The 23,574-nt window shown below is 66.5% G+C and carries 22 protein-coding genes; 12 read left to right on the plus strand and 10 right to left on the minus strand.

Features of this window, described 5'->3' with window-relative positions:
• Positions 1 to 66: 66 nt before the first annotated feature.
• The 3 genes from AC07YR_RS08965 to AC07YR_RS08975 all read right to left on the minus strand — a co-directional run bounded on the left by AC07YR_RS08965 (position 67) and on the right by AC07YR_RS08975 (position 3,369).
• Positions 67 to 1,407, minus strand: coding sequence for an ABC transporter substrate-binding protein (locus AC07YR_RS08965; RefSeq protein WP_436058563.1), 1,341 nt, complete (start codon positions 1,405 to 1,407; stop codon positions 67 to 69).
• 63 nt (positions 1,408 to 1,470) lie between these two features.
• Positions 1,471 to 2,400: a carbohydrate ABC transporter permease gene (locus AC07YR_RS08970; RefSeq protein ID WP_055804993.1), complete on the minus strand. Its 930-nt coding sequence runs from the start codon at positions 2,398 to 2,400 to the stop codon at positions 1,471 to 1,473.
• A gap of 12 nt (positions 2,401 to 2,412) precedes the next feature.
• A complete protein-coding gene (locus AC07YR_RS08975; protein ID WP_494733836.1) occupies positions 2,413 to 3,369 on the minus strand; it encodes a carbohydrate ABC transporter permease in 957 nt (318 codons plus the stop codon).
• A 215-nt stretch (positions 3,370 to 3,584) separates the two neighbouring features.
• On the opposite strand from AC07YR_RS08975, the gene AC07YR_RS08980 reads away from it, so the two are divergent.
• Complete coding sequence (locus AC07YR_RS08980) at positions 3,585 to 4,787, plus strand: Gfo/Idh/MocA family protein (protein WP_494733750.1); 1,203 nt, start codon at positions 3,585 to 3,587, stop codon at positions 4,785 to 4,787.
• A 14-nt stretch (positions 4,788 to 4,801) separates the two neighbouring features.
• Positions 4,802 to 5,821 carry a LacI family DNA-binding transcriptional regulator gene (locus AC07YR_RS08985; protein ID WP_494733751.1) on the plus strand — a complete coding sequence of 340 codons (1,020 nt, stop codon included), beginning with the start codon at positions 4,802 to 4,804 and terminating at the stop codon, positions 5,819 to 5,821.
• 18 nt (positions 5,822 to 5,839) lie between these two features.
• Here the strand turns inward: AC07YR_RS08985 and AC07YR_RS08990 are convergent, their stop codons facing one another.
• The 5 genes from AC07YR_RS08990 to acs form a co-directional block, all read right to left on the minus strand.
• The gene (locus AC07YR_RS08990) at positions 5,840 to 6,631 is read right to left on the minus strand and encodes a DeoR/GlpR family DNA-binding transcription regulator (protein WP_494733752.1); all 792 of its coding nucleotides are present in this window, start codon (positions 6,629 to 6,631) and stop codon (positions 5,840 to 5,842) included.
• A gap of 58 nt (positions 6,632 to 6,689) precedes the next feature.
• The gene (locus AC07YR_RS08995) at positions 6,690 to 7,604 is read right to left on the minus strand and encodes a carbohydrate ABC transporter permease (protein ID WP_436058559.1); all 915 of its coding nucleotides are present in this window, start codon (positions 7,602 to 7,604) and stop codon (positions 6,690 to 6,692) included.
• A complete protein-coding gene (locus tag AC07YR_RS09000; RefSeq protein WP_055804983.1) occupies positions 7,601 to 8,578 on the minus strand; it encodes a carbohydrate ABC transporter permease in 978 nt (325 codons plus the stop codon). Before AC07YR_RS09000 ends, AC07YR_RS08995 begins: the two co-directional genes overlap by 4 nt.
• Positions 8,579 to 8,593: 15 nt before the next feature.
• Entirely contained in the window at positions 8,594 to 9,904 is a 1,311-nt protein-coding gene (locus AC07YR_RS09005; protein ID WP_436058558.1) for an ABC transporter substrate-binding protein, read from the minus strand.
• Positions 9,905 to 10,125: 221 nt separating this feature from the next.
• Positions 10,126 to 12,246, minus strand: a complete 2,121-nt coding sequence (acs, locus tag AC07YR_RS09010) for an acetate--CoA ligase (RefSeq protein WP_494733837.1) — start codon at positions 12,244 to 12,246, stop codon at positions 10,126 to 10,128.
• A gap of 491 nt (positions 12,247 to 12,737) precedes the next feature.
• On the opposite strand from acs, the gene AC07YR_RS09015 reads away from it, so the two are divergent.
• Genes AC07YR_RS09015 through AC07YR_RS09025 form a run of 3 tightly spaced genes read left to right on the plus strand, consistent with a single transcriptional unit; the run spans position 12,738 to position 15,799 of the window.
• Positions 12,738 to 14,282 (plus strand): hypothetical protein, encoded by a 1,545-nt coding sequence (locus AC07YR_RS09015; RefSeq protein ID WP_494733753.1) that lies wholly within the window; start codon positions 12,738 to 12,740, stop codon positions 14,280 to 14,282.
• Between the two features lie 9 nt (positions 14,283 to 14,291).
• Positions 14,292 to 15,125 (plus strand): endonuclease III, encoded by an 834-nt coding sequence (gene nth, locus AC07YR_RS09020; protein WP_494733754.1) that lies wholly within the window; start codon positions 14,292 to 14,294, stop codon positions 15,123 to 15,125.
• Positions 15,122 to 15,799 carry an NUDIX hydrolase gene (locus AC07YR_RS09025; protein WP_494733755.1) on the plus strand — a complete coding sequence of 226 codons (678 nt, stop codon included), beginning with the start codon at positions 15,122 to 15,124 and terminating at the stop codon, positions 15,797 to 15,799. The genes nth and AC07YR_RS09025 overlap by 4 nt, the downstream gene beginning before the upstream one ends.
• Positions 15,800 to 15,866: 67 nt before the next feature.
• On the opposite strand, the gene AC07YR_RS09030 is transcribed toward AC07YR_RS09025, so the two are convergent.
• Entirely contained in the window at positions 15,867 to 16,067 is a 201-nt protein-coding gene (locus AC07YR_RS09030) for a YegP family protein (RefSeq protein ID WP_494733756.1), read from the minus strand.
• Between the two features lie 161 nt (positions 16,068 to 16,228).
• Entirely contained in the window at positions 16,229 to 17,935 is a 1,707-nt protein-coding gene (locus AC07YR_RS09035) for a bifunctional 3'-5' exonuclease/DNA polymerase (protein WP_494733757.1), read from the minus strand.
• A 536-nt stretch (positions 17,936 to 18,471) separates the two neighbouring features.
• Between AC07YR_RS09035 and ssd the strand changes: the two genes are divergently transcribed.
• From ssd to AC07YR_RS09070, 7 genes are all read left to right on the plus strand, one after another.
• A complete protein-coding gene (gene ssd, locus AC07YR_RS09040) occupies positions 18,472 to 19,491 on the plus strand; it encodes a septum site-determining protein Ssd (RefSeq protein ID WP_055805139.1) in 1,020 nt (339 codons plus the stop codon).
• The gene (locus tag AC07YR_RS09045; RefSeq protein WP_494733758.1) at positions 19,488 to 20,768 is read left to right on the plus strand and encodes a TadA family conjugal transfer-associated ATPase; all 1,281 of its coding nucleotides are present in this window, start codon (positions 19,488 to 19,490) and stop codon (positions 20,766 to 20,768) included. The genes ssd and AC07YR_RS09045 overlap by 4 nt, the downstream gene beginning before the upstream one ends.
• A complete protein-coding gene (locus AC07YR_RS09050; RefSeq protein WP_494733759.1) occupies positions 20,765 to 21,598 on the plus strand; it encodes a type II secretion system F family protein in 834 nt (277 codons plus the stop codon). The genes AC07YR_RS09045 and AC07YR_RS09050 overlap by 4 nt, the downstream gene beginning before the upstream one ends.
• Positions 21,595 to 22,212 (plus strand): type II secretion system F family protein, encoded by a 618-nt coding sequence (locus tag AC07YR_RS09055; RefSeq protein WP_494733760.1) that lies wholly within the window; start codon positions 21,595 to 21,597, stop codon positions 22,210 to 22,212. The genes AC07YR_RS09050 and AC07YR_RS09055 overlap by 4 nt, the downstream gene beginning before the upstream one ends.
• Before the next feature lie 165 nt (positions 22,213 to 22,377).
• Positions 22,378 to 22,671 (plus strand): DUF4244 domain-containing protein, encoded by a 294-nt coding sequence (locus AC07YR_RS09060; protein ID WP_055804956.1) that lies wholly within the window; start codon positions 22,378 to 22,380, stop codon positions 22,669 to 22,671.
• Complete coding sequence (locus AC07YR_RS09065; RefSeq protein ID WP_494733761.1) at positions 22,668 to 23,150, plus strand: TadE family type IV pilus minor pilin; 483 nt, start codon at positions 22,668 to 22,670, stop codon at positions 23,148 to 23,150. The genes AC07YR_RS09060 and AC07YR_RS09065 overlap by 4 nt, the downstream gene beginning before the upstream one ends.
• 59 nt (positions 23,151 to 23,209) lie before the next feature.
• Positions 23,210 to 23,572 (plus strand): Rv3654c family TadE-like protein, encoded by a 363-nt coding sequence (locus tag AC07YR_RS09070; protein WP_494733838.1) that lies wholly within the window; start codon positions 23,210 to 23,212, stop codon positions 23,570 to 23,572.
• Positions 23,573 to 23,574: the final 2 nt, after the last annotated feature.

Raw genomic sequence — 23,574 nt, forward strand, 5'->3', positions numbered from 1 at the left:
GGGTGGATGAAGCGGCGGCACCTGGGGCCGTGGCTGCGACCACTACGCAGCCACTACAGGTGAGGTCTACTTGAAGAGATCGTTCACCTGGTTGTTGGCTTCGGTCAAGGAGCTGGCAGGCTTCTTGCCGGAGAGCACGGCGTCCATTGCGGGCTTCATGATGCCGTCAACTTTGGCCGCTTTGTCCGCGATGGGGAAGAGGAACGTGGTGCCGTCCTCGACGTGGGTGGTAAAGGCCGAGACGTCGGTGCCCTTGGCCTTGAACGCTTCGGCTGCCTTTTCGGAGGAGCTGGTGATGGCGGGGAAGACGACGGCCTTGGAAGCCACAACGTCCTGGCAGGCGGTGGAGCCGAGGTATTCAACCCACTTGACGGATGCTGCCGGGTTCTTAGTGCCCGCCCAGACCGAGTCGGCCAGGCCGTTGAACATGCTGGCACGCTTGCCGTCGGGACCCTTGGGGGTGGGGGCGAACGCCGTCTCCACGCCCTTGTAGGTCTTGTACTGGCCGATCAGCCAGTCACCCGTGGTGTTGATGGCCGCCTTGCCGGCACCGAAGTTGTCCGCCAGGCTGGCGCCAACGGTGGTTTCCAGCTTGGGCATGTAGCCCTTCTCGATCAGGCCGGCCCACCACGCGATGGTCTCCTGGAATTTGGGATCATCGTAGTTGAACTTGGTCCCCCAGGGATTCTTGTCAGTGGCGGTCCAACCCGTGGTGGCGCTGAGGAAGCTCCATTCGGTCTGGCCCTGGCCGGAGCCGCTGCCTGCCAGGCCCAGGCCGTAGACGGCCACGTTGTTCTTGTCGAAGCCGGCCTCGTCGCCGCGCTTGCCGCTCTTGTCCACGGTGAGGTGGGCGATGGCCTTCTCGTAGCTGCCGCCGTCCTTCGGGTTCCAGTCGAGGTTGGCCATCTGCTCGGCGGTCAGGCCGGCCGAGTCGGCCATGGCCTTGTTGTAGAACAGGCCAACGGTGTCCCAGTCCTTGGGCAGGCCGTAGCGCTTGCCGTCCTGGCCGACCCACAGCTCCGGCAGGCCCTTGGTGTAGCTGTCCAGCTTGATGCCGTCCTTGGCCACGGCGTCATCGAGGGAGAGCAGCTGCTTCTTGGCGGCGTACTCAGGGTACTTCGAGAGGTGGTTCGTGAAGACGTCCGGGGCGGTGCCGGCGACGAAGCCGTTGGTCAGGGTGGTCCAGTAGTCATCCCACCCGCGCTGGGTGATTTTGACCTTGATGTCCGGGTTGGCCTTGGTGAAATCGTCAGCGCACTGCTGGTAGGCAGGAAGCTGGTTGGCGTCCCACAGCCAGTAGTTGATTTCGCCCTTGGCCTCGGTGGAGGCGGTGCTGCCTCCGCCGCAGGCGGAGAGGGACAGTGCGATTGCCGCGGCGGCAGCTGCGACGCCGATGGTTTTCTTCATGATGGACCTTTCGAGGGTGTTTCTGGAAACGAACGTGTTTCTGGGGAAAGTGAACTGGGGGTGTTACTTGATTCCGGAGAAGCCGATGGAGTTGACCACCTTCTTGCCGAAGGCAATGAACAGCAGGAGCACCGGGAGTGCGGCCACGAGCGTTGCGGCCATCAGGCCGGTCCAGTCGGGGGCGCCCTGCGGCGACTGGGACTTGAAGACGCCCAGGCCCACCGTGAGCACCCGGACGTTTTCGTCCTGGCCCACCAGGAGCGGCCAGAAGTATTCGTTCCACTGGCCGATGAAAGTGAGGAGGGCCAGTGTGGCCAGCGGCGCCGCTGCGTTGGGCAGGACGATCTGGAAGAAGATCCGTAGGTGCTTGGCGCCGTCGAGCATGGCGGCTTCTTCCACTTCCCGGGACATGCTGAGGAAGAACTGGCGCAGGAAGAAGATGGCGAACGGGGTCATGAACAGGAAGGGCAGCGTCATGCCGGCAAAGGTGTTGAGCAGGCCCAGGTTCTTGATCATCAGGAAGTTGGGCAGCGCTGTGAAGATCGGCGGGACCATCATGGTGGCCAGGAACAGACCGAATACGGCGTTCCGTCCGGGCCAGCGGAGCCGGGAGAACGCGTAGGCTGCCATGGCGCTGAAGAAGACCTGCCCTGCCGTGGTGACGCTGGCGAAGATGATCGAGTTCCGCAGGTAGAGCCAGAAGTTGATCGCAGCTCCCGAGCCTCCCTCGGCGATGGCCTCCTCGGGACTCTGCATTCCGAGGACCCGTTTGAAGGCCCCGAGGTTGAAGTCGGCGGGAAGGAGGTTGCCGGCGTTGGAGGCCAACGAGGCATTTGTGGACAGTGCCGTGCGGAGCATCCACAGGAAGGGTGCCACGGTGACGGCGACTGCGACGGCCACGAGGGCCCAGGCTCCGACGCGCCGCCAGTTGACGGGCTTCTTGTTGACGGGAACTTTGTTGACGGACTTGCGGGTGAGTGTGGAGGTGCTCATGGCTGGGGTTCCTTAGTCCAGATCCGATTCGTTGCCCTTGAGGAACTTCATTTGCACGAAGGCCACCAGGGCAAGAATGAGGAAGAGAATGACGGACAGGGCCGATGCGTAGCCGAAGTCCGATTCGCCAAAGGCCTTTTGGTAGATGTACATCTGGATGACGCGGGAGGCGTTGATGGGCCCACCGCCGGTGGTCACTGCCACGGTGTCGAACACCTGGAACGAACCGACGACGGTTACGACGAGCACCAGCACCAACACGGGACGCAGGAGCGGCATGGTGATGCTCCAGAAGGTCCGGGTGGGGGACGCCCCGTCCAGCGAAGCAACCTCGTAGACGTGGTTGGGAATCGACTGCAGCCCGGCGAAGAGCAGGAGGGCCGTGTAGCCCATGTGCCGCCAGACGTTGACGGCGGCGATGGTGGGGATGGCCCATTGCTCGCTGCCGAAGAAGGCGATGCGCGGCAGGCCCATCCAGTTGATGATTTCGTTGACGATGCCGATCTGGTAGTCGAGCATCCAGAACCACAGCAGGGCGACGATGACGTTGGCCACCAGGAAGGGAAGCAGCAACGCGCCGCGGATGAATGTGGACTTTGCCACCCGGTGCATCAGGAGGGCCAGTCCGAGGGCGATCACGGTCTGGAAGCCGATGTTCAGGCCGACGTACTGGACGGTAACCCCCATGGCGTTCCAGAACAGTTCATCGCCAAGCATGGCGGTGTAGTTCTTGATGCCGATCCACGTGGGGTCGCCCAGGATGCTGTACTCGGTGAAGCTGAGGTAGACGCCCCGGATGGTGGGCACCAGATAGAAGAGAACAAAGCCGATCATTGCCGGGAAGATGAAGAACAATGCCATCTTCAAGTCACCGAGCCGGCGGAAGCGGCCCTTACGGGCGGTCTTTCCTGCCTTGGGGAGTCCGGCCCGGGCTGCCGGGTCCTGTTGCTGCTTGGTAAGGGTGGTCATCATCGACCCTTTCCTGACTGTGATGTGGGTAACAACTGATGATGAATCTACACGAGTAGATTGGGAGTGGCAAGTATTTTTTCCTGCAAACAAAGAAAATTACGGCTGCGCTTGGTAATTCGTTGACTCGAGTAGATTCGGGTGGAAGACTTTGGCCCAGGCCCAACCTGGGCCTTCATGCCCGCAATCGCGGGCCAGCCAAGGGAAGGTAAACAATGGCGTTTTCAATAGGAGTCGTCGGTGTCGGACAGTTCGGCGGCCATTTCGCCCACCTCTTTAAGCTCCACCCGGGAGTCAGCGAGGTTTACGTCGTCGACGAACGGCCGGAACGCGCCGCGGCGGCGCAGGGGCGCTGGGGGCTCGACGGCACCAAGGCAAGCTTCGAGGAGCTGCTGGCGTCCGACGTCGACGCCGTCGCCATCTTCACGCAGCGCTGGACCCACGGTCCGCTGGTGGAGCAGGCCCTCCGCGCCGGCAAGCACGTCTACTCCGCAGTGCCGATGGCAGTTTCGGAAGAACAGATCGAGCGCATCATCGAGGCCGTGAAGGAAACCGGGCTGGTCTACGCCATGGGGGAGACCAGCTACTACAACCCCGCCACTGTCTACGCCCGCAACCAGCACGCCGCCGGCAAATTCGGCCGGATCTTCTACAGCGAAGGCGACTACGTCCACGACATGGACCTGGGCTTCTACGACGCCTACCAGTACAGCGGCGGAGACGCCTGGAAGTCGACGGCGAGCTACCCGCCCATGCTGTACCCCACCCACGCCATCGGCGGCGTCCTGGGCGCATTGCCGTCCCACGCGGTCAGCGTTAGCTGCATCGGCGTCAAGGACGACCGCAACGACGGCGTCTTCGACAAGGAAGTCAGCATGTTCGGCAACGACTTCTCGAACGCCACCGCGCTCTTTGAACTGAACGACGGCGGCGCGATGCGGACCAACGAGATGCGCCGGGTGGGGTACCCGTCGCACATCCGTGAATCCCGGTTCCGCTTCTTCGGCACCGAAGCCAGCTTCGAGCAGCTGGCCAAGGTCACGGTGTGGCAGGACAAGGAAAACGTCCACGACATCTCCGAACAGGTGGAAACCCGGCCCAGCATCCCGTTGGACGACCCCTCGCTGGCCGACGTCGCCCCGGAACTGCGCGACGCGTTCATCTCCGGCCTTGCCCCCGTGCATGACCGCAGCCGCCTGCCGGAGGAATTCCGCGGCGCACCGAACGGGCACGAGGGAAGCCACCAGTTCCTGGTGGACGACTTCGTGACCGCGGTCAATGAGGGAACGCTGCCGCCCGTCAATGCCTGGGTGGCCGCGCGGTTCACGCTTCCCGGAATCGTGGCGCATGCCTCGGCCCAGCAGAACGGCGAACGCTTGCCCATCCGCGATTTTGGCGACGCACCGCGGGACGCATAGCTAGCATGTACTCCATGACCATTCCCGCAACGCACCCGACCCGAGGTCCGGTAACCCGCAAGGATGTTGCCCGCTATGCGGGTGTGAGCACGGCGGTGGTCAGTTACGTTGTCAACGGCGGCCCAAAACGGGTGGCACCTGCCACGGAAGCGAAGGTCCAGGACGCGATCCGCGTCCTGGGCTACCGTCCCAACGCCGCCGCACGCGCGCTAAAACTCGGGTCCAGCGAGACCATCGGCCTGATCATTCCGGACAACAGCAACCCGTTCTTTTCGTTGCTGGCGCACGCGGTGGAAGACGCTGCCGGCGAGCTCGGCTACGCGTTGTTCCTGACCAACTCCGACGGCGACCTCGCTAAGGAACGCCGGCACATCCGGAACCTCGCCGCGCGCCAGGTGGACGGAGTGGTGCTCGCCAGTGTCCTGTCCGAACCGGACCTTGCGGACCTGGAAGCGGCGGAGATTTCATCGGTCCTGCTAAGCCACAGCGAGAGGCCCGCCGGCGTCACCAGCGTCGGCGTGGACCTCGCCGCAGGTGCCCGCACCGCCGTGGAACACCTGATCGGGCATGGCCACACCAACATCGGACTGGCCATGGGTACCACCACGGCCAATGAGGCCGATGACCGCGAACAAGGCTGGCTGCAGGCGCTTAAGGCCGCCGGCTTGCCTGAGGGCCCGATCGCGCGCAGCGCCTTCACCCGGGACGGAGGCTACGCCGCGGGAAAACGCCTGTTGGCGTCGGGGCACCGGCCCACCGCTGTTTTTGCGAGTTCGGACATGCAGGCAGTGGGCATCCTCCGTGCCCTGCACGAAGCGGGCCTCTCCGTTCCGGGCGACATCGCGCTGGCCGCCTTCGACGGCTCGGTGGAGGCTGAATATTCCTGGCCCCCGCTGACCACCGTGGAACAGCCGGTCCGCGCCATGGCGGACGCCGCAGTGCGCGCGCTGGTCGGTGCGGGCCGCGGCGAGCCGCCCCGCCACCACGTCTTTCCCACGAAGCTGCTGGTCAGGCAGTCCTGCGGCTGCCCGTAGAGTTTTCCGGCAACACCGCTAGCCGGCGTCGACGATCCGCAGCCGGCTGACGCTTTCCTGCAGGAACCGGCGCGCGTCCGCGCTGAGGCCGGCGTCGCTGATGACCTCATCGGCCTCCTCGAACCCCGCGATGGTGCTCATGCCCTGCGTGCCCCACTTGGTGTGGTCGGCCACCACCACCACCTTGCGCGAGGCCGCCACGAAGGCACGGTCGGTCTCGGCCTCCAGCATGTTCGGCGTGGTGAAGCCGGCATCGGGATCCATGCCGTGGACGCCCAGGAACAGCAGGTCCAGGTGCAGCTGCTTCAGCGCCGCCGTCGCAATCGGTCCAACCAGCGCGTCCGACGGCGTGCGTTCGCCGCCGATCAGGATCACCGTGGAACCGTACCGTCCGGCACCGGAGGATGAGCCGTGATGGAACACGTCGGCAATGCGGATGGAGTTGGTCACAACCGTGATCCGCGGTCCGTTGACAAGCTCCTTGGCCAGCGCCCACGTGGTGGTGCCGGCGCCCAGCCCCACCGCCATCCCTTCATGGACAAGCGACGCCGCTTCCAGGGCAATGGCCCGTTTCTCGGCTGTGAGTTGCGTGGATTTCTGCTCGAAGCCCGGTTCGTGCGTGCTGGCATCGCCGGGAAGCTTGGCGCCGCCGTGGATCCGCTCCACCCGGCCGCCTTCCTCGAGCAGCTCGATGTCCCGCCGAACGGTCATCAGCGACACACCAAGCTGCTGGGCCAGGTCCGAGACGCGGACCACCCTCTCGCGCTGGACGGCGTCCACGATTGCCTGGTGGCGTGCTGCGGGGAGCATGGAATTCCTTTCGGGCTGCGGGCGGGGGAGTGCTGCCCCCGTCAGGTTCCATCATGGTCTACCCCTTGGAAGAACCAAGAGTCAGCCCCGCAACAAACTGCCGCTGCAGGAGGAGGTAGATCACCAGCGTGGGGATGACCGTGATCACGGCGCCGGCCGCCAGCAGGTTGTAGTTGTTCAGGAACTGGCCCTGGAGGTTGTTGATGGCAGTGGTGATCGGGAGCCGGTTGCCGCTCTGGATGAACAGGAGCGGCCAGAAGTAGTCGTTGTAGATGAAGATGACCTGCAGGGTGCCGAGCGCAGCAAACGCCGGCCGGCACAGCGGCAGGATGATCTCGCGGTACTGCCGCCAGATGCCGGCGCCGTCCACCAACGCGGCTTCGGTCAGGTCGGCGGAGAGTGCCTTCATGTAGTTGGAGAGCACGAACGTGCAGAATCCCATTTGGAAGGCCGTGTTGACGGCGATGACGATGATGTATGTGTTCAGCATGTTGCCGGAATCGCTGAAGGAATAGGGCACTTCGAAGTGTTTGGCCATCTCGAACAACGGCGCGGCCAGGACCTGCGGCGGCAGCAGGTTGCCGGCGGTGAACATGATGAGCAGGGTGATGTTGAACTTCCAGCTCACCCGGCTCACGGCGAACGCCATCAGGGACGCCAGGAACAGGGTCACGAGCACGGCGGGAACCGTGATGATGACCGAGTTCCAGAAATAGGTGGCGAATCCGCCCTGCGTCCAGGCCTGGATGAAGTTGTCGAAATTGAATGCCCCGGCCAGGCTGAAATAGCCGTGCTCGTTGGTGGACGCCACCGGCCGGAGGGCAGTGAAGACGGACCAGCCCAACGGGATCAGCCACATGACGGCCATGACCGTCAGGAAAATGTGGGTCCCGTAGTGGCGCTTCGGCCGGCTGCCGGACCTGGGGGCGGGGGCGGTATCTTGTCCGCCGGCGCGGGCTGTGGTGGTGCTCATGCTTTGTTCTCCTTGCCGAACGTGCGGCTGAGGTAGAAGACGATGGGGACGAGGGAAATGACCAGCAACACCACCGCCAGGGCCGAGCCGACGCCGATCACCTGGCCTTCGCCCACGAGGTTCTGGATCACCAGGGCGCTGAGCATTTCCAGGCCGTTGGTGCCGCGGTTGATGACGTACACCACGTCAAAGGCCCGCAGCGACTCGATGATGGTGATGACCACGATCACGATGTTGATGGGGCGCATGGCCGGAAACACCACGCGGAAGAACGTCTGGTAGCCGTTGGCCCCGTCGATCGCGGCGGCCTCCTTGAGGCTGGGATCCACCCCCTTGAGCCCGGCCAGATACAGGAGCATGACGTAGCCGGCGTGCCGCCAGGTGGCCGCGATCATGGCTGCCCAGATATTCACCGAGGAGTCCCCGAACCAGTCCACGGCCTGCGGCGTCCCGGCCGTGCCCAGCAGGAAGTTCAGCAGCCCGTTATCGCGCTGGTAGAAGAGCTGCCAGATGATGCCGATGAGCGCCAGCGACAACATCACGGGGGCGAAGAAGATGCTCTGGTAGATCTTGCTGCCGCGGATGTTCTGGTCCAGCAGCACAGCCAGCAGCAGGCCCAGCGGCGTTGCGATGAGTGCCAGGAACAGGAGCCACAGCATGTTGTGCTGCACCGCCGGCCAGAACGGCGGGTAGTCCTGGGAGATGTACTGGTAGTTGTCCAGGCCGGCGGAGCGGATGTCGCCCAGGTCCAGGCCGTTCCACCGGGTGAAGCTCAGGCCCACCGACATCAGCATGGGCAGCCACACCAGGGTCAGTTCGATCAGGGTGGGGATGCCTACCATCAGGGACAGGACAAGCTTGTCCCGCCCGGACAGGCGGCGGACCCGCCCGCCCCTGGCCTTGCCGGTTCTCCCGGGAGCGCCTTCAGGCTCCCGGGATTCCGGCGGAATCAGTTCTCGTGCGGTGCTGCTCATGGAAGTCTTCCCTCGCTATTGGGCGGCGTACAGCGTCTTGGCCTGGGCTTCGAGGTTTTTGACGTCCATCTTGCCGTCCTTGATGAAGCTCTGCAGCGCAGGGATCATCACGTTGTTGGCCATCGCGGGAAGGGCATCCCGATCGAAGAACTGGCTGATGTATTTGGCGTTCGCGATGGTGTCCGCGCACGTCTTGTTGAGCGGCGTGAACTTGGACGTGTCCGTGCCCTTGGCCGTGGCAATGTTGGACGAATCCACCGCGGCGTACGCGTCCTGGGCCTCGGCAGAGCCCAGGAAGGCCATGAAGTCCCGGGCCGCCTTGTTTTCGCCGCCCTTCTTTGACAACAGGAGGCCGTCGATGGGGGCTTCGACGGCGTCGCGGCCTTCCATGGCGATCTCCGGGAAGGCGAAGAAGCCGATGTCCGCCAGGACGGCGGGATCAGTGAACTGCTGGGTCACGAAGGACCCGAGGAGGTACATGCCGGTCTTCTTGGCTTCCAGTGCCTTTGCCGCGTCCTGCCACGTCTGGCCCAGGGCTGCCGGGTCCTGGAACGGAAGGAGTTCGGCCCACGTGTCAAAAACGGCGCTGACCTTCTGCTGGTCCCAGGATTCCTTGTGGGCGCACAGATCCACGTGGAACTGGTAGCCGTTGAGCCGCATGTTGATGTAGTCGAAGGTGCCCATGGCCGGCCAGCCGTCCTTGTCGGCGAAGCCGATGGGGATGATGCCGTCAGCCTTCATCTTCGTGGCCAGGGCCTTGAGCGCGTCGAAAGTCTCCGGAACCTCGTAGCCCTTCTCCGCCCAGAGACTCTTCCGGTAGAAGAAACCCCACGGGTAGTTGTAGTTGGGGACGAAGTACATCTTGCCGTCAGGTCCGGTGGAAGCCTTCTTCAGCGCGTCGGAGTAGTTGGCGCCGATGCTCTCCCAGACGTCGTCGATGGGTGCCAGGAGTCCCTTGCCCGCGTAGTACTGCATGCGGTAACCGGCAAACCAGGTGAAGGTATCGTCCGGAGAGCCCTGCAGGTAGGAGTTGATCTTGTTCTGGAAATCGTTGTGCGGCACCACGTTGGTGGTGACTTTCTTGCCGGTCTTGGCGGTGAAGGCGTCCGTGACGGCCTGGTAGGCGCGCTTGGGAACATCATCCGAGGACCCGGAACCGAAGGTCAGGCCGGGCGAGTCGGAACCTGTGGCCGACGGACCGCTCCCGCCGGTACAGGCCGCGAGGAACGGAATCCCGGCCAGGCCTGCTGCGCCGACGCCGACGGTCTTGAGGATGGTCCGGCGGCTCGGAAAAGCGGTTGCCGACGCATCAAACTGTGCTGCCATGTTCTCTCCCTTGAAAAATAGCTGCATGTGAGACACCTCACATGCTCATGACTATAACGTCTCAAAAGGGAACAGGAAAGAACGGGAAAGAACATTTTGGCGGCAACCGTTATTTGAATCGTCACAAAGCACCGCGGCCCCGTTTTCCCCGCCGTGGCGAGGGAAAAGGGGGCCGGCTGGTGCCCGGAAAGCTTCCGGGGCTGTTACTTTCTGAGCGGCCGCTACTTTCGGAGCGAGTGGGCGATCTGCGCCATGACGGTGTTGTCGGCCAGTGTGGTGGCGTCGCCTACCTCGCGGCCTTCGGCGACGTCTTTGAGGAGGCGGCGCATGATTTTGCCGGAGCGGGTCTTGGGCAGTTCGGGCACCACCAGGATGGTCTTGGGCTTGGCGATCGGACCGATTTCCTTGCCCACGTGGTTGCGGAGTTCCTGGACGATCGCGTCGCCGGAGTCCACAGCATCTTCGCGGAGGATCACGAATGCGACGACGGCCTGTCCGGTGGTTTCGTCGGCGGCGCCCACGACTGCTGCCTCGGCAACGGCCGGGTGGCTGACCAGGGCGGATTCGATTTCCGCCGTGGAAAGGCGGTGGCCGGAGATGTTCATGACGTCATCCACGCGGCCCAGGAGCCAGACGTCGCCGTCGTCGTCCTTCTTGGCGCCGTCGCCCGCGAAGTACATGGTCTCGAAGCGAGACCAGTAAGTCTCCTTGAACCTTTCCGGGTCGCCCCAGATGCCGCGGAGCATGGCCGGCCACGGTTCGCGGATCACCAGGAAGCCGCCGTGTCCGTTCGGCACGGATTCGCCGAGCTCATCGACCACATCGACGGCGATGCCCGGCAACGGAACCTGGGCGGAGCCGGGCTTGGTGGCCGTGACGCCGGGCAGCGGGGCGATCATCTGGGCGCCGGTTTCGGTCTGCCACCAGGTGTCTACGATCGGTGCCGGGTTCTCCTTCTTCTCGCCGTTCTTGCCGGCGTTGGCGCCGATGACGTCGCGGTACCACATCCAGGCTTCGGGGTTGATGGGTTCGCCCACGGAGCCCAGGACGCGGATCGAGGAGAGATCGAACTTGGCCGGGATCTCCTTGCCCCACTTCATGAAGGTGCGGATGGCGGTGGGCGCGGTGTAGAGGATGGAGACCTTGTACTTCTCGATGATCTCCCACCAGCGGCCCTGGTGCGGGGAGTCCGGCGTGCCTTCGTACATTACCTGGGTGGCGCCGTTGATCAGCGGGGCGTAGGCGACGTAGGAGTGGCCGGTGATCCAGCCGACGTCGGCGGTGCACCAGTACACGTCGGTTTCCGGGTGCAGGTCGAAGACAGCCTTGTGGGTGTAGGCGCCCTGGGCAAGGTACCCGCCGGTGGTGTGCAGGATTCCCTTGGGCTTGCCGGTGGTGCCGGACGTGTAGAGGATAAACAGCGGGTGCTCGGAGTCATGGCCCACGGCCGTGTGGTCCGGGGAAGCAGTGCCAACCGTGTCGGCCCACCAGTGGTCCCGGCCCTCGTGCCAGTCCACGTCCTGGCCGTTGCGCTTGACGACGACGACGTTCTGCACGGTGTGCCCGCTGCCGTCCCCTTCGTGGGACAAGGCGTCGTCCACCGCGTGCTTCAGGGAGCTGGGCTTGCCGCGGCGGTAGGTGCCGTCGGCGGTGACGACGAGTTTGGCCCCGGCGTCGTCGATCCGGGAGCGCAGGGCCTCGGCGGAGAAGCCGCCGAACACCACCGAGTGGACGGCGCCGATCCGGGCGCAGGCCAGCAACGTGATGACGGCTTCGGGGATCATGGGCAGGTACACGGCCACGCGGTCGCCCTTGGCCACGCCGAGGGACTCGAACGCGTTCGCAGCCTTCTTCACCTCTTCGGTGAGCTGCGCATATGTGTAGGAGCGGGAATCGCCCGGTTCGCCTTCAAAGTAGATGGCCACCCGGTCCCCGAGCCCGTTCTCCACGTGCCGGTCCAGGGCGTTGTACGCGGCGTTGATTTCGCCGCCGACGAACCACTTCGCGAAAGGCGGGTTGGACCAGTCCAGGGTCTCGGTGAAGTCCTTGCTCCAGGTGAGCAGTTCGCGGGCCTGCTTCGCCCAAAAAGCCGGACGGCCGGCGTCGGCCTCAGCATAATCCGCAGCGGTGACCACCGCGTTGGCAGCGAACTCTTCTGACGGGGCGAACTTCCGGTTCTCCTGGGAGAGGTTTTCGAAGGCGTCGCCGTTCCCGCCCTGGGCTCCGTTGGCTGACGGGCTTGCGGCTACGGCGGAGACTGCAACGGCTCCGGCGGTGGACAAATTGGCCGGCACGTCGGTGTGTGCAGCGGTGGCCGTGGAGCTGGGTGTGTCCTGGGACATGGTGAACCTCATCATTCATCGATCTTTGCTGCGCGGGACGGGCCGCCACCGGGCCGCAGCCGGGCCGCATGCGCGGCATCGGGCATCGGCTGGTCGCGGCTGTACCGCAAAGAGCTGTTCCGAAATACACACTAACGCCTGCCCCGCACCAGACGTGTGCCTCGTCACATAGCGAACCGTGAGCGGTGTTTATTAAGCGCCGAATGGTTCCCGGGCGGCACGGGCCGTGCCCTCCCGTGCCGGAGCCGGAGCCTCCGCCGGCCTTCCCGGCCGCCCCGCGTTCACCCGGCAAACAGGCGGGTGTGCTAGGGAAATCCGCGGGTGTTTTGCCGGGCCCGCCTCCGGCCCGTCAGCTAGTGATCAGCCAACCACTTGGCTAGGCTGAGATGGAGTTGTGACATCCGATGGAGGCGACAGGACCGCTTGCGGTCCCGTTCCTGCCTGCCGTTAGGAGACGCTGTCCAGGGCGTCGCCGTGCTAAGGAGAACAGAATGAACCAGCAAAGCCATGGACAGCATAAGGCCGTCCATACGCATCCCGGTCAGGCGACCGGCCAAGCGACCGGCCCGGCGAATTCCGGTAAGCCGGCAGGCTCCGGCGAGCCAAAGTCTGCGGGAAGCAGGCTGACGGCCAAGAAGAACGAAACGGTGCTCGGCCCGTTTACCGTGCGGGACCTCACCGTCTTCACCTCAACGCTGATTCTGTTCGTCGCGTCGCTGATCCCGATGTTCGATTCCCGGTACAACCTGTGGAACCTGGGCAGCCTGTTCTTCCTGGGCCTGGGCATCATCCTGCCGCTGACCGTGACGGCCCTCTTCGTGGCGCGCCGGCTTAGCCCGGAGTCCAAGGTGAGGGTGGGATCGCTGTCAATTGACCAGTTCGCGTCCGTGGTGGCGTCGTTCTCCGCAGGGTTCTTCTTCCTGTCCGCCGCCGAAGCCTTCATTCCGGTGATGCTGGTGGGCCTGATCGGATCCGTCGGACTGTTTGCCGCCACGGTGCTGGCACGATTCATTCCCGTCCTTGCCGGTGACTTCCTGGACCGCGCGGAAGTTCCCGCACACGTTGTGGCCCGAGAGTCCGCCGCGCCGTTCCGCAAGCCCAGCGCCCCGAAGGAGCCCAAGGCCGCCAAGGAGCCGGGTTCCAGCACGCTGGCCGGCTGGTCGAAGCGACTGACCGCGGGTGCCGCGGGTGCAGCAGGCGGCGCAGCAGCAGGAAGCGCAACGGCCACCGGTGCGGCGAATGCCGACCGCCCGTACGCCGGAGCCGGCTCCGGTGAAGCCCCGCACGCAGCAACCTCATACGGAGAGACGCAGCATGCAGCAGCACAGCGGGGTAAGACGCGGAGCGCCGCGCCGCAGGCAGACTCAGTGCCGGCAGCGGCCGCCGCTGCCGTGTCTGGCAACGCAGCCGGCAACAACGCTGCTGCCGCTACTGCGGCAGCAGCAGTAGGTGCTGCGGCCGCCAGCCGCGGTACAGACGCTTCGCCCGCAACGCAGGCTGCCGACGTCGTTCCTTCCGCTGCAGAGCGGACGCAGGCCGCCGGCGTCGTTCCTTCTACTGCGGAGCGGACGCAGGCCGCCGCAGTTCCCGCGGCCGCAGGCCCCGAGTCAGCCACCGGTCCCGCCACGGGTGCTTGGCCCGCAACTTCGGCGCCCGCAGCCCCGGCGCCCGCTGCCTCGGAGCATGCAGCGTCGGCGCCCGCTGCCTCGGAGCATGCAGCGCCGGCTCCGGCAGCTTCGGCGCCAGCTGCGACGATGCTGAACCCGCAGGTGAAGTCGCAGGAGCCCATCGGCGCCACCGTAGACCCCTACAGCCGTCCGGAAGAACATGGCGAGCAGCCGGTCCACGAGGCGTTCTGGTTCGCCGTCGCCCAGCCCCGGACTGCAGTCGACGAGCGGACGGGCATGCCTGCGTTCGTGATCGAACCCGGCGGGTGGGTTCTGGCCCTGGAAGACCGCGGGCACGAATTTCTGGTGCAGCATACCGACGGCCGCGTCGGCGTGCTGCGGGACCTCAGCAACATCGAGCGCGGCTAGCCGGTCCTGATGGCCACCGTTTCCGGGACTCCGAATCCGGGCAGCATCACCCCCAGGGCGGCGGGCGAATCCCTGCTGGCGCTCAAGCGGCGCGCGCGCAGGATCAACCGGGCGCTCGAGGAGCTCTACCCTTACGCGCACGCCGAGCTGGATTTCCGCAGCCCCTTCGAGCTGCTGGTGGCCACGGTCCTGTCGGCCCAGACAACCGACGTCGTGGTCAACCAGGTCACGCCGCTCTTGTTCGAACGCTATCCGGACGCCCGGAGCATGGCAGAGGCGGACCCCGCCGAGCTTGAGGTGATCCTCAAGCCCACGGGGTTCTTCCGCGCGAAGGCGCGGAACGTCATGGCGCTCTGCAACCGGCTGGTGGACGAGTACGACGGCGAGGTGCCGCCCCGGCTGCAGGACCTGGTGACGCTGCCCGGAGTTGGCCGGAAAACCGCCAACGTGGTGCTGGGCAACGCTTTCGGCATTCCCGGAATCACCGTGGACACGCACTTTGGCCGGCTGGCCCGCCGGTTCGGCTGGACCGACTCGGATGATCCCGTGCGCGTCGAAGCCGACGTGGCCGAGCTGTTCGAGCCGAGGGACTGGACCATGCTGTCGCACCGGGTGGTCTTTCACGGGCGGCGCGTCTGCCATGCGCGCAAACCAGCCTGCGGTGCGTGCGCGGTGGCCACGTGGTGCCCCAGCTACGGAGCAGGGGAGACGGACCCGGTGAAAGCAGCCAAGCTGCTCAAATACGAGCTGGCCCCGGGGCAGGAAGCCCTTCTGGCCCAGCTCCTGGCGGAGACCCATCGGGCTGCCGAAATCCGGATGGAATCACAAAAGCGGGGGAAATGACTGCCCGCCAGGACCTCGTCGGCCTCATTGACGCCATCACCGCCGGGAACGGCCCGGAGCGCAATCCCTACTGGCGGAACCTGACCGTGGACGATTCCGTTGCCCGCAGGGCCGCCGTGCTGATGCTCTTCGGCGCCCTGGACAACGTGCCCGCCGTTTCCTCGAAACACCTGGCCCCGGCCGACCTTGATGTCCTGCTGCTGGAACGTGCCCACACCCTGGACGACCACCCCGGCCAGGTGGCGTTTCCGGGCGGCGGAATCGACCCGGGCGAAACACCCATTGAAGCTGCCCTCCGTGAAGCGGAGGAGGAGACCGGCCTCGATTCGGCCGGTGTGGAGGTTCTTGGCGCCATGCCGCAGCTGGCCTTGCCGCGCGGGAATTTCCTGGTGACGCCGGTGCTCGCCTGGTGGCACTCGCCGTCTCCGGTCCGGGTGGTGGACTACGGCGAATCGGCCCAGGTGTTCCGGATCCCGGTCCGCGACCTGCTGGACCCGGACAACAGGGTGATGGCAACCGTCAGCCGGGGCGGCCAGTCGTTCCTGAGCCCCGCCTTTGCAGTGAACAACGTAGTGGTCTGGGGTTTCACCGGGATGATCCTGAACGAATTGTTTGACCAGTTGGGCTGGGCCGTTCCGTGGGACCGGACCCGGCTGCACCAGATCGATATTTGACTTCCCGGACGGGTCTGCGGGCCGGACCGGCGTCCGCCTCAGGGCAGCCCGCCCCGTTGGGCCGGGTCTAACCGGTGGCCAGTTCCCGCCGGGCGCGGTTGACCACGAGTCCTGTGGCTGCGTTCTCGCGGACGGCATTGATGCCAGCGACCACGCCTTTGAGTGTCTTGAACCGCGGCGAAACCGCCACTACCGTGCCGTCGTCGGCTTTGAGCCGGAAGTAGAAAGCTTCTTCTTCAGCGTTGATGATTTCGAATGTGCCAGCCATTGTTTGGTGCCTCCCCAAATTTCCATGCGTCATTGCATCGGCCGGTTCTTTTTCGGTGCTGCACTGCCACTGCTGCAAACCGGCTAATTGAGCTTAACCGGGAGGTGAGACAGTTCACAAAGCTACCCGCGGGTACGTTACAGGCCGCGTCTTTCGGAGAGCTATTTGGCTTTGTCGTAGGAGTCCACAACGGCCACGCTCACCGGAAATTCCACCGGAATCCGGCCGAACAGCAGTTCCTTGGCCGCCGCGGCGGCCTCCTCGATGGCGCCAATGCAGGCATCCACTGAATCGTCAGGGCAGTGGACCATCACTTCGTCATGGAGGAAGAACACCAGTTCGCCGGCGGTGCCGCCGGCCGACCGCATTGCGCGGAGCCGCCGTCGTAATTCCGCCAGCCAGCAGGCTGCCCAGTCAGCGGCAGAGCCCTGGACCACGAAGTTGCGGGTGAACCGGCCGCGGGAGCGGGCGACTGCATCTGCGCGGCGCTGTTCCTCCGCCGTGGTGGACTGCTGGCTCTGCAGCCAGCGGTCCGACGGCGGCGGGCTGCTGCGGCCCAGCCTCGAGGTGACGGTTCCGCCCGCTTCGCCATCCCGGGCGGCCTGTTCCACGAAGCCGACGGCGCGCGGATAGGTGCGCGTCAGCTGCGGCATGAGCCGCCCGGATTCGCCCGTTGTGGCACCGTAGATGGCACCGAGCAGGGCCACCTTCGCCTTGGCGCGGTCACCGCCGAAACCCTGCGCAGCGATACCGGCATAGAGGTCCTTGTCCCGGGCTGCTTCGGCCATTTTGGAGTCCTGGGCCAGGGCAACCAGAACGCGCGGCTCAAGCTGGGAGGCGTCGGCCACGATGAGTTTGTGGCCGGGATCGGCGTGCACCGCGCCGCGGATCTGGCGCGGAATCTGCAGTGCACCGCCGCCGCGGGATGCCCACCGTCCGGAGACGACACCTCCCACCACATACTCGGGCTGGAAGCGGCCGTTGTTCACCCAGGCGTCCAGCCAGGCCCAGCCGTTGGCCGCATGCAGCCGGGACAGTTTCTTATAGGCAAGGAGCGGCTCGATGGCCGGATGGCTGGATTCCTTCAACTCCCATTGCCGGGTGGTCTTGACCTCGATGCCGTTCCGGTGCAGGGCGCGCATAAGGTCCTGCGGCGAATCCGGGTTCAGGCTGGGGGAATTCAGGAGCCTGCGGAGCTCGGTGTTCAACGCCTCGAGCTTGGCGGGCCGGTGGCCCAGCGGCGGGCGAGGGCCCAGATAGTCCGCCAGGATTTGCTCATGCAGTTCTTCCCGCCAGGGCACGCCGGTGTGCTGCATTTCCGCGGCGATCATGGCGCCGGCGGATTCCGCGGCGAGGAGCAGTTGCAGGCGCTGCCTTCGGTTAGCATCCGTGCCCGCCTGGCCCAGCGCTTCCTGCTGGGCTGCGAACTCGGTGCGCAGCTCTTCCGGCGAGTGCCTGGGCTGACGGCCGAGTCCGGAGTCTTCAAAGAGTGCCCCCTGGTGTGCCGGCTGGGGCGGCGGCTGGAGGGTGCGGGGCGGCTGCTGCGAGTCGTCGTCCTGCGTGAGCTTTTCGGCGTTGCGGGCGTAGTCCGTGTGGGCGGTGAACTCCGAATGGGCCAGGATGGCGCCGCAGAGCGTGAGGTCATGGCAGCGCTCCAGCTCAACCCCTGCCGCCAGTAGCGCCGGGTACCACTCCTGCGTCCGGTGCCAGATCCAGCGCGGGCGCCGCTTTTCGAGTTGACGTACGACGCCGGCCAGCTCACCGGCGCTGATCAGGCGCGGTTCGGGGCTGCCCGGGGCGGGGGAGCCGTCCGGTGTGAGCTCCTGGAGGGCTGCGCCGTCAGCGTGGGCGGACAGCAGCAGATACATAGCCTCAATTCTGCCTTGTGGAGCGGCATGGTCTGCGCCGCAGTTTCGGCGATCGCTGACAGCGTGCACTCCGGGTGCTTGTCCTGTGGGCTCACTACCCCTCCACAGGTGCTCGGTGCAGGGGGTTGTCCACATGGCTTGCCGTGGGGCTGTCCGGCGGCGCGGCTGCCCGGCACAGTGGCAGGATGAGCAGGCAGCATCTTCAGGAACCCACACCGGAGTTCACGCCGGAATTCACCGGTCCCGGCCACGTGACGGCCGCCGTCCCCGGTACGCAGGAGCCAACCGGCCGGCAGGCGAGGAATCGGCAAGCGCGGAGCCGGCAAGCGCGGAGTCAGCAAGCGCGGGGGCGGCAGCAGTTGGGGCGGCAGCAGTTGGGGCGGCAGCCTGACGGAGGCAGGCCGCCTGATCCGGCCGGCCTGGCCGGTCCGGCGGCCCGCGGTGTACCCGCGGCAGCTGCCTCGGGCAGGGGCGCGTCAGCGGGGGAGCGGGCTCCCGGCGCATGGCTTCCCGCCGAGTCCGCGGAAACGCTCCTGGTGACCGGCTTCGACTTTTTGCGCGGCGAGGTTGAGCGGATCGTAGCGGCTGCCGGCGGCCAGCTTCGCGTCGCCGCCGACGCCACCGAGGCGGCACCGTTCTGGGACACCGCGGCCGTGGTCCTCGTGGGCAGTGATATCCGCGAACTGCCGCCCCGCCGCCGCGCACCCGCTGTACTCGTCGGGCTCAGCGGCGAAGGCGACAGCCTCTGGCACCTCGCCGCGGTCCTGGGAGCCGAACGGGTGGCCGTGCTGCCGGACGCTGCCGCGTGGCTGGCAGAATACCTCAGCCGCTCGCGGTCGCCGGAAGCCGGCGGACTGGTCCTGGGGGTGACCGGGGGGTGCGGCGGAGCCGGTGCCACCACCGCTGCGATCTGGATCGCCCAGGCCGCGGCGGAGTGGGGAGCCCGGGTCCTGTTGATCGACGGCGATCCGTGGGGCGGTGGCCTGGAGCTTGCCTTGGCCGCGGAGGAAATACCGGGCCTTCGATGGACCGATCTTTCGGAAGCGAGCGGGAGCATCGATCCTGAACAGTTGTCCGACGCTCTTCCTGTGGCGGGCGGGTTCTCTTTCCTGTCCTGGCCGGGCAGCCGCGAACGCCAGCCCGGCGTGGAAGCCGCCACCGTGGGCGGCGTCCTCGACGCTGCGCGGCGGGGCTACGAACTGGTCCTGGTGGACATCGGCCGCGGAACGGAACCGTTGCGGACTTTCGCTTGGGACTGCGACCGCATTTTGGTAGTGGCGCCCGCGCAGCTGAAAGCCGCCGTTTCATCCGCCAGGCTGCTGCAGGAGCTTCCGCCGGTGGACACGGCCCTGGTGATCCGGGGCAAAGCGGGGGCCGTCCTCGACGGGCCGCTGATCGCCGAATCCGTGGGGCTGCCCCTGCAGGGACTCGTCCCGGAAGTGAAGGGCACGGCCAATGCCACGGAGCTTGGCCGCCTGCTGGAGATGGGCCGGCGGCGCACAGTGCGCCGGTTCGCCGCCTCGGTTTTGGATCTGCTGGGCGGCGGGTTGCCATGACCACGCCGTCGCAGTCGCCTGGGCTGCCCCGCTTTCCCGGTCCGGCCGGAGGCTTAAGGCGGCGGCAGAGCAGCGCCCTGGACGCCGGGTTGCTCGAATCGGTGAGGGAATCAGTGATGGCCGATTCCGGCCCGGTGACCCCGTCCCGCGTGGCCGCGGCGGTTCAGGCCACGGGCAGACTCCTGGGTACGGCCGGATCGCTGGCCGCCGTCGAGCGGATCAGTGCTGAGCTCAACGGTTTGGGGCCGCTGCAGGTATTGACGAGGGACCCGGCCGTGACCGACATTTTCGTCAACGCCCCGGACTCTGTCTGGCTGGACCGCGGAAACGGGCTGGAGCAGGCGCCGGTGTCGTTTTCCTCTGAAAATGAGGTCCGTTCCCTGGCGGCCCGCCTCGTGGCTGCGGGCGGGCGGCGCCTTGACGACGGGTCCCCTTGCGTGGACGTCAGGCTGGAGGCCGGATACCGCATCCACGCGGTCCTGCCGCCCATTTCGACCGCCGGGACACTCTTGAGCGTCCGAATACGCCGCCACGAGGTGTTCACGCTGGACGAACTCCGGGAGGGCGGCATGTTCGGTGCCCTGGTCCAGGACGTGCTGGAACGCATGGTTTCCCGGCGCCTGAGTTTCCTGGTCAGCGGTGCCACGGGATCAGGTAAAACCACCCTGCTTTCCACGCTCCTGGGGCTGAGCCATCCCGGCGAACGGCTGGTCCTGATCGAAGACGCCGCCGAACTTAATCCCGTCCATCCCCACGTGGTGTCGCTTGAATCGAGGCACGGAAACCTCGAAGGCGGCGGTGCAGTGGATCTGGCCGAACTGGTCCGGCAGGCTCTCCGGATGAGGCCCGACCGCCTGGTGGTAGGGGAATGCCGCGGGGCAGAGGTTCGCGAACTGCTGACAGCCATGAACACCGGACACACCGGCGGCGGCGGAACCATCCACGCCAACACAGCGGCGGCCGTGCCTGCCCGGCTCACGGCGCTCGGCGCCCTCGCCGGGATGGGCCAGGACGCCATGCGGCTGCAGGTTGCCAGTGCCCTGGACGTCGTCGTGCACGTCGAACGGTCCCGCGGCCTCCGTCACGTGGCGTGCATCGGTGTCGTTGAAGACGGCGCCCACGGACTGGAAGTCTCAGTGGCTGTTTCCGTGCGTGGTGGAACCATCAGCCCGGGTCCGTCGTGGCCGGGGCTGGCCCGGAGGCTGGACATTGACGAATCCCTGACCGGTGGCTGCGATGCGGTGCCGACGAAACCCGGGTCCGGGGCATACGGATGATGATTCTGTTGATCGCCGTGCTGGCATTGGCTGCGTGGCTGGTGGCCCGGCCTCCCGGCGGCCGATCAGGAAGAATCCGCACGGCGCTGCGTACCGGGCACCCCGAGTCGCGGGGCCGGACCGGCGGCCCAAGTGCCCGTAATGGCAGGGGGAGTGGCGCCTCGCGCGATACGGCAAAGGCCCGGCTCTCCGTCTTGCCCGGAAAGCCCCGTCAACGATCCCGCTGCGTGCCCCTGACGGTTGTGGTCCAACAGTTGGCAGCACTGCTCAAAGGCGGCCGAACACCGTCGCGGCTGTGGGACGAACTCTGGATGGTCTATGCCGCGGAGGAGCGTCCCGGGGCCGGACCGGACGACGTTCAGGGACTCTCTCCTGCGTCCTTGTCGATGGTGTCCGTGGCAAGGGCGGCCGCGATGCGGGGTTCCCCCGTGGCCGAGGCCATCCGGTCGGCGTCCGCTGTGGCCTTCCCCGGTAGCCAGAGCCGCGAACGACGAATCTGGGGTGAGCTCGCCGCGTGCTTCGACATTGCCGCAGCGAGCGGATGCCCGCTGGCGGACGTACTGACCCGCCTGGCGGCGCAGCTTGAAGTGGAGGACGACGCAGAAGCAGCCCGCCAGACCGCCTTGGCCGGGCCGAAAGCCACCGTTACCCTCCTGACCTGGCTTCCCGTCCTGGGTCTTGGGCTGGGCGTCGCCCTGGGTGTGGATCCGCTGTCCATCCTGCTCGGCACGCCGTTAGGGATTGCTGCGCTCGCTGCCGGCGTGGTGCTGACAGTGGCTGGCCGGATCTGGTCGGCCAGGCTTGTCCGCTCGGCCATTGGAACATCATGACGGCGGCATGGCTGCCGTCTGTGGCCGTGGCATTGATGCTGGCCGCCGCCGCGGCACTGGCTTTGACCGGGCGCGCCAGCACCCACAGGAGGCTCCTCCGGCAGCGCCAGGGGCGTCCCGGCGTCGGAATTAACGGCCAGGGTGGAACCACAACCGGGGCCACTCGGCCGGCCGGCGAGGGCCTGCGCGACACAGCAATGATGCTGGAGCTGATCGGAGCAATGCTGGACGCCGGGTCGGGGATCGGGCGTGCCTTGGAGCTCGTCGCGGACTCAGCCTCACCTGAGTATCACCGGTCGCTGCGGCCCGTGGTGTCCGCGCTGGCCATTGGTGCCGACTGGGAGACAGCGTGGCGCAGTTCCGAGGTCCGGACCCCTGAGCTGCTGGTCCTGCGGCAGGCCCTGGGTTTTGCGGCCCTGACGGGGGCGCCGTCGTCGGCCATTCTTTATGCTCAGGCCGCAAGGCTGCGGCGGGAGCGCTTCAGGGCAGCGGAAAAGCGCGCGGCCGCGCTCGGCGTGCGGCTGGTGGTCCCGCTCGGCCTCTGTTCGCTGCCCGCCTTTATCTGCCTTGGCGTGGTTCCGGTGTTGCTCGCGATGCTGCCGTCGGGAAGCTGACCCTTGCAGCCGGGCCTGGGGCGTCACGGCGCCCAAGTGTTCCTCCACAGCCGCGACTTTCCGGGCTTATCCACTTAGCCGGGCTTCCCCCTATCTCCGTCCGGCCCCAGCCGGGAGAGTCGAGTCAGCCGGCACATCAGCCGGAAACCAATGAGAGGAAATACCATGTCAATCACTTCCAACCACCGTCCCCAAGCTCAGCCTGAGCCCTCCGAAGCCGCTGGCCAGGCCGACGCGGAGGTGCACGAGATCTACCCCGGCGCCAGGGACGCGGCGCCCGTTACGGCCCCGGCCCGCGGCCGGCTCATGGGATCCGAGGTGGGAATGGCCACCGCGGAATACGCCATCGCCACACTGGCTGCCGTAGGTTTTGCGGGAATCCTGGTGTTCATCCTCCGAAGCGATGAAGTGCGGGGCTTCCTGTTGAACCTGATCCGGACGGCGCTGGCGTTGCCATGATGCCGGGCTTGCGCCGGCGTGCGCCAGCGATGAAGGCCTTCCGGGGTTCGGGGAAGGACCGCGGTGCGGTCACTGCCGAATTTGCGGTGGCACTGCCGGCCGTCCTCCTTCTCCTGGCACTGCTGCTTGCCGGGTCGGCGGCGGGGATTACCCAGCTTCGGCTGGAGGAGGCAGCCAGGGCAGGCGCGAGGGCCCTGGCGCGCGGGGAGGACGCGGGCGCGGTCGAGGGAATCGTGCGGCAGCTCGCCGGAACCTCGGCGTCATCATCGGTCGTGGCGGACGGTGAATGGCTCAGTGTCACGGTGTCCGGCAGGGTCTCCGGCCCCGTCGGGTCGATCGTGCCATGGACGTTGTCTGCCCGGGCGTTGGCACGCGGAGAAACGGCCGAGTCCGCACGCCTGCGTCCGCAGGAGGCGTGGCCCGTACGGGCGCCGACCGCACAGGGGAGGCTTCAGGATCTGGAAGCTGAGGCCTCGTGAGCGCGCCGGAAATTTCGCCGCGTGGAAACGTGGAAGCCGGGCTTCCGGACCCGCCGACTGTGGAAGATGGCCATCCGGGCCAGGCTCATGAGCGCGGGTCCGGGACGGTTCTTGCCGCAGGGCTCGGGATGGTGGTGATGTTGGCCATGGCGCTGATGCTGCTCCTGGCCCAGTCAGCCGTGATGGCGTCCAGGGCTGCAGCAGCCGCGGACCTCGCAGCGCTGGCGGCCGCGGACGCACTGCGCGGGATCAGCCAGGGTGTGCCGTGCACCGTTGCGGCCGACGTCGCAGGCCGGCACGGGGCGAAAATCACCAGCTGCACGGAAGGGGGAAGCAACACAGTGGAGGTCCGGACGGAGCCCCTGACCCGAAGCATGTTCGGCGCGGCCACCGGGCATGCCCGGGCAGGCCCGCCGCCATAGGC

It is taken from the genome of Arthrobacter sp. GW460-12-1-14-TSB2, from assembly GCF_059423525.1.

Excerpts from the sequence above, each read along its gene's own strand:
- AC07YR_RS08965 (WP_436058563.1), bottom strand. The coding sequence starts at position 1,407 with ATGAAGAAAACCATCGGCGTCGCAGCTGCCGCCGCGGCAATCGCACTG.
- AC07YR_RS08970 (WP_055804993.1), bottom strand. The coding sequence starts at position 2,400 with ATGAGCACCTCCACACTCACCCGCAAGTCCGTCAACAAAGTTCCCGTC.
- AC07YR_RS08975 (WP_494733836.1), bottom strand. The coding sequence starts at position 3,369 with ATGACCACCCTTACCAAGCAGCAACAGGACCCGGCAGCCCGGGCCGGA.
- AC07YR_RS08980 (WP_494733750.1), top strand. The coding sequence starts at position 3,585 with ATGGCGTTTTCAATAGGAGTCGTCGGTGTCGGACAGTTCGGCGGCCAT.
- AC07YR_RS08985 (WP_494733751.1), top strand. The coding sequence starts at position 4,802 with ATGACCATTCCCGCAACGCACCCGACCCGAGGTCCGGTAACCCGCAAG.
- AC07YR_RS08990 (WP_494733752.1), bottom strand. The coding sequence starts at position 6,631 with ATGCTCCCCGCAGCACGCCACCAGGCAATCGTGGACGCCGTCCAGCGC.
- AC07YR_RS08995 (WP_436058559.1), bottom strand. The coding sequence starts at position 7,604 with ATGAGCACCACCACAGCCCGCGCCGGCGGACAAGATACCGCCCCCGCC.
- AC07YR_RS09000 (WP_055804983.1), bottom strand. The coding sequence starts at position 8,578 with ATGAGCAGCACCGCACGAGAACTGATTCCGCCGGAATCCCGGGAGCCT.
- AC07YR_RS09005 (WP_436058558.1), bottom strand. The coding sequence starts at position 9,904 with ATGGCAGCACAGTTTGATGCGTCGGCAACCGCTTTTCCGAGCCGCCGG.
- acs (WP_494733837.1), bottom strand. The coding sequence starts at position 12,246 with ATGTCCCAGGACACACCCAGCTCCACGGCCACCGCTGCACACACCGAC.
- AC07YR_RS09015 (WP_494733753.1), top strand. The coding sequence starts at position 12,738 with ATGAACCAGCAAAGCCATGGACAGCATAAGGCCGTCCATACGCATCCC.
- nth (WP_494733754.1), top strand. The coding sequence starts at position 14,292 with ATGGCCACCGTTTCCGGGACTCCGAATCCGGGCAGCATCACCCCCAGG.
- AC07YR_RS09025 (WP_494733755.1), top strand. The coding sequence starts at position 15,122 with ATGACTGCCCGCCAGGACCTCGTCGGCCTCATTGACGCCATCACCGCC.
- AC07YR_RS09030 (WP_494733756.1), bottom strand. The coding sequence starts at position 16,067 with ATGGCTGGCACATTCGAAATCATCAACGCTGAAGAAGAAGCTTTCTAC.
- AC07YR_RS09035 (WP_494733757.1), bottom strand. The coding sequence starts at position 17,935 with ATGTATCTGCTGCTGTCCGCCCACGCTGACGGCGCAGCCCTCCAGGAG.
- AC07YR_RS09045 (WP_494733758.1), top strand. The coding sequence starts at position 19,488 with ATGACCACGCCGTCGCAGTCGCCTGGGCTGCCCCGCTTTCCCGGTCCG.
- AC07YR_RS09050 (WP_494733759.1), top strand. The coding sequence starts at position 20,765 with ATGATGATTCTGTTGATCGCCGTGCTGGCATTGGCTGCGTGGCTGGTG.
- AC07YR_RS09055 (WP_494733760.1), top strand. The coding sequence starts at position 21,595 with ATGACGGCGGCATGGCTGCCGTCTGTGGCCGTGGCATTGATGCTGGCC.
- AC07YR_RS09060 (WP_055804956.1), top strand. The coding sequence starts at position 22,378 with ATGTCAATCACTTCCAACCACCGTCCCCAAGCTCAGCCTGAGCCCTCC.
- AC07YR_RS09065 (WP_494733761.1), top strand. The coding sequence starts at position 22,668 with ATGATGCCGGGCTTGCGCCGGCGTGCGCCAGCGATGAAGGCCTTCCGG.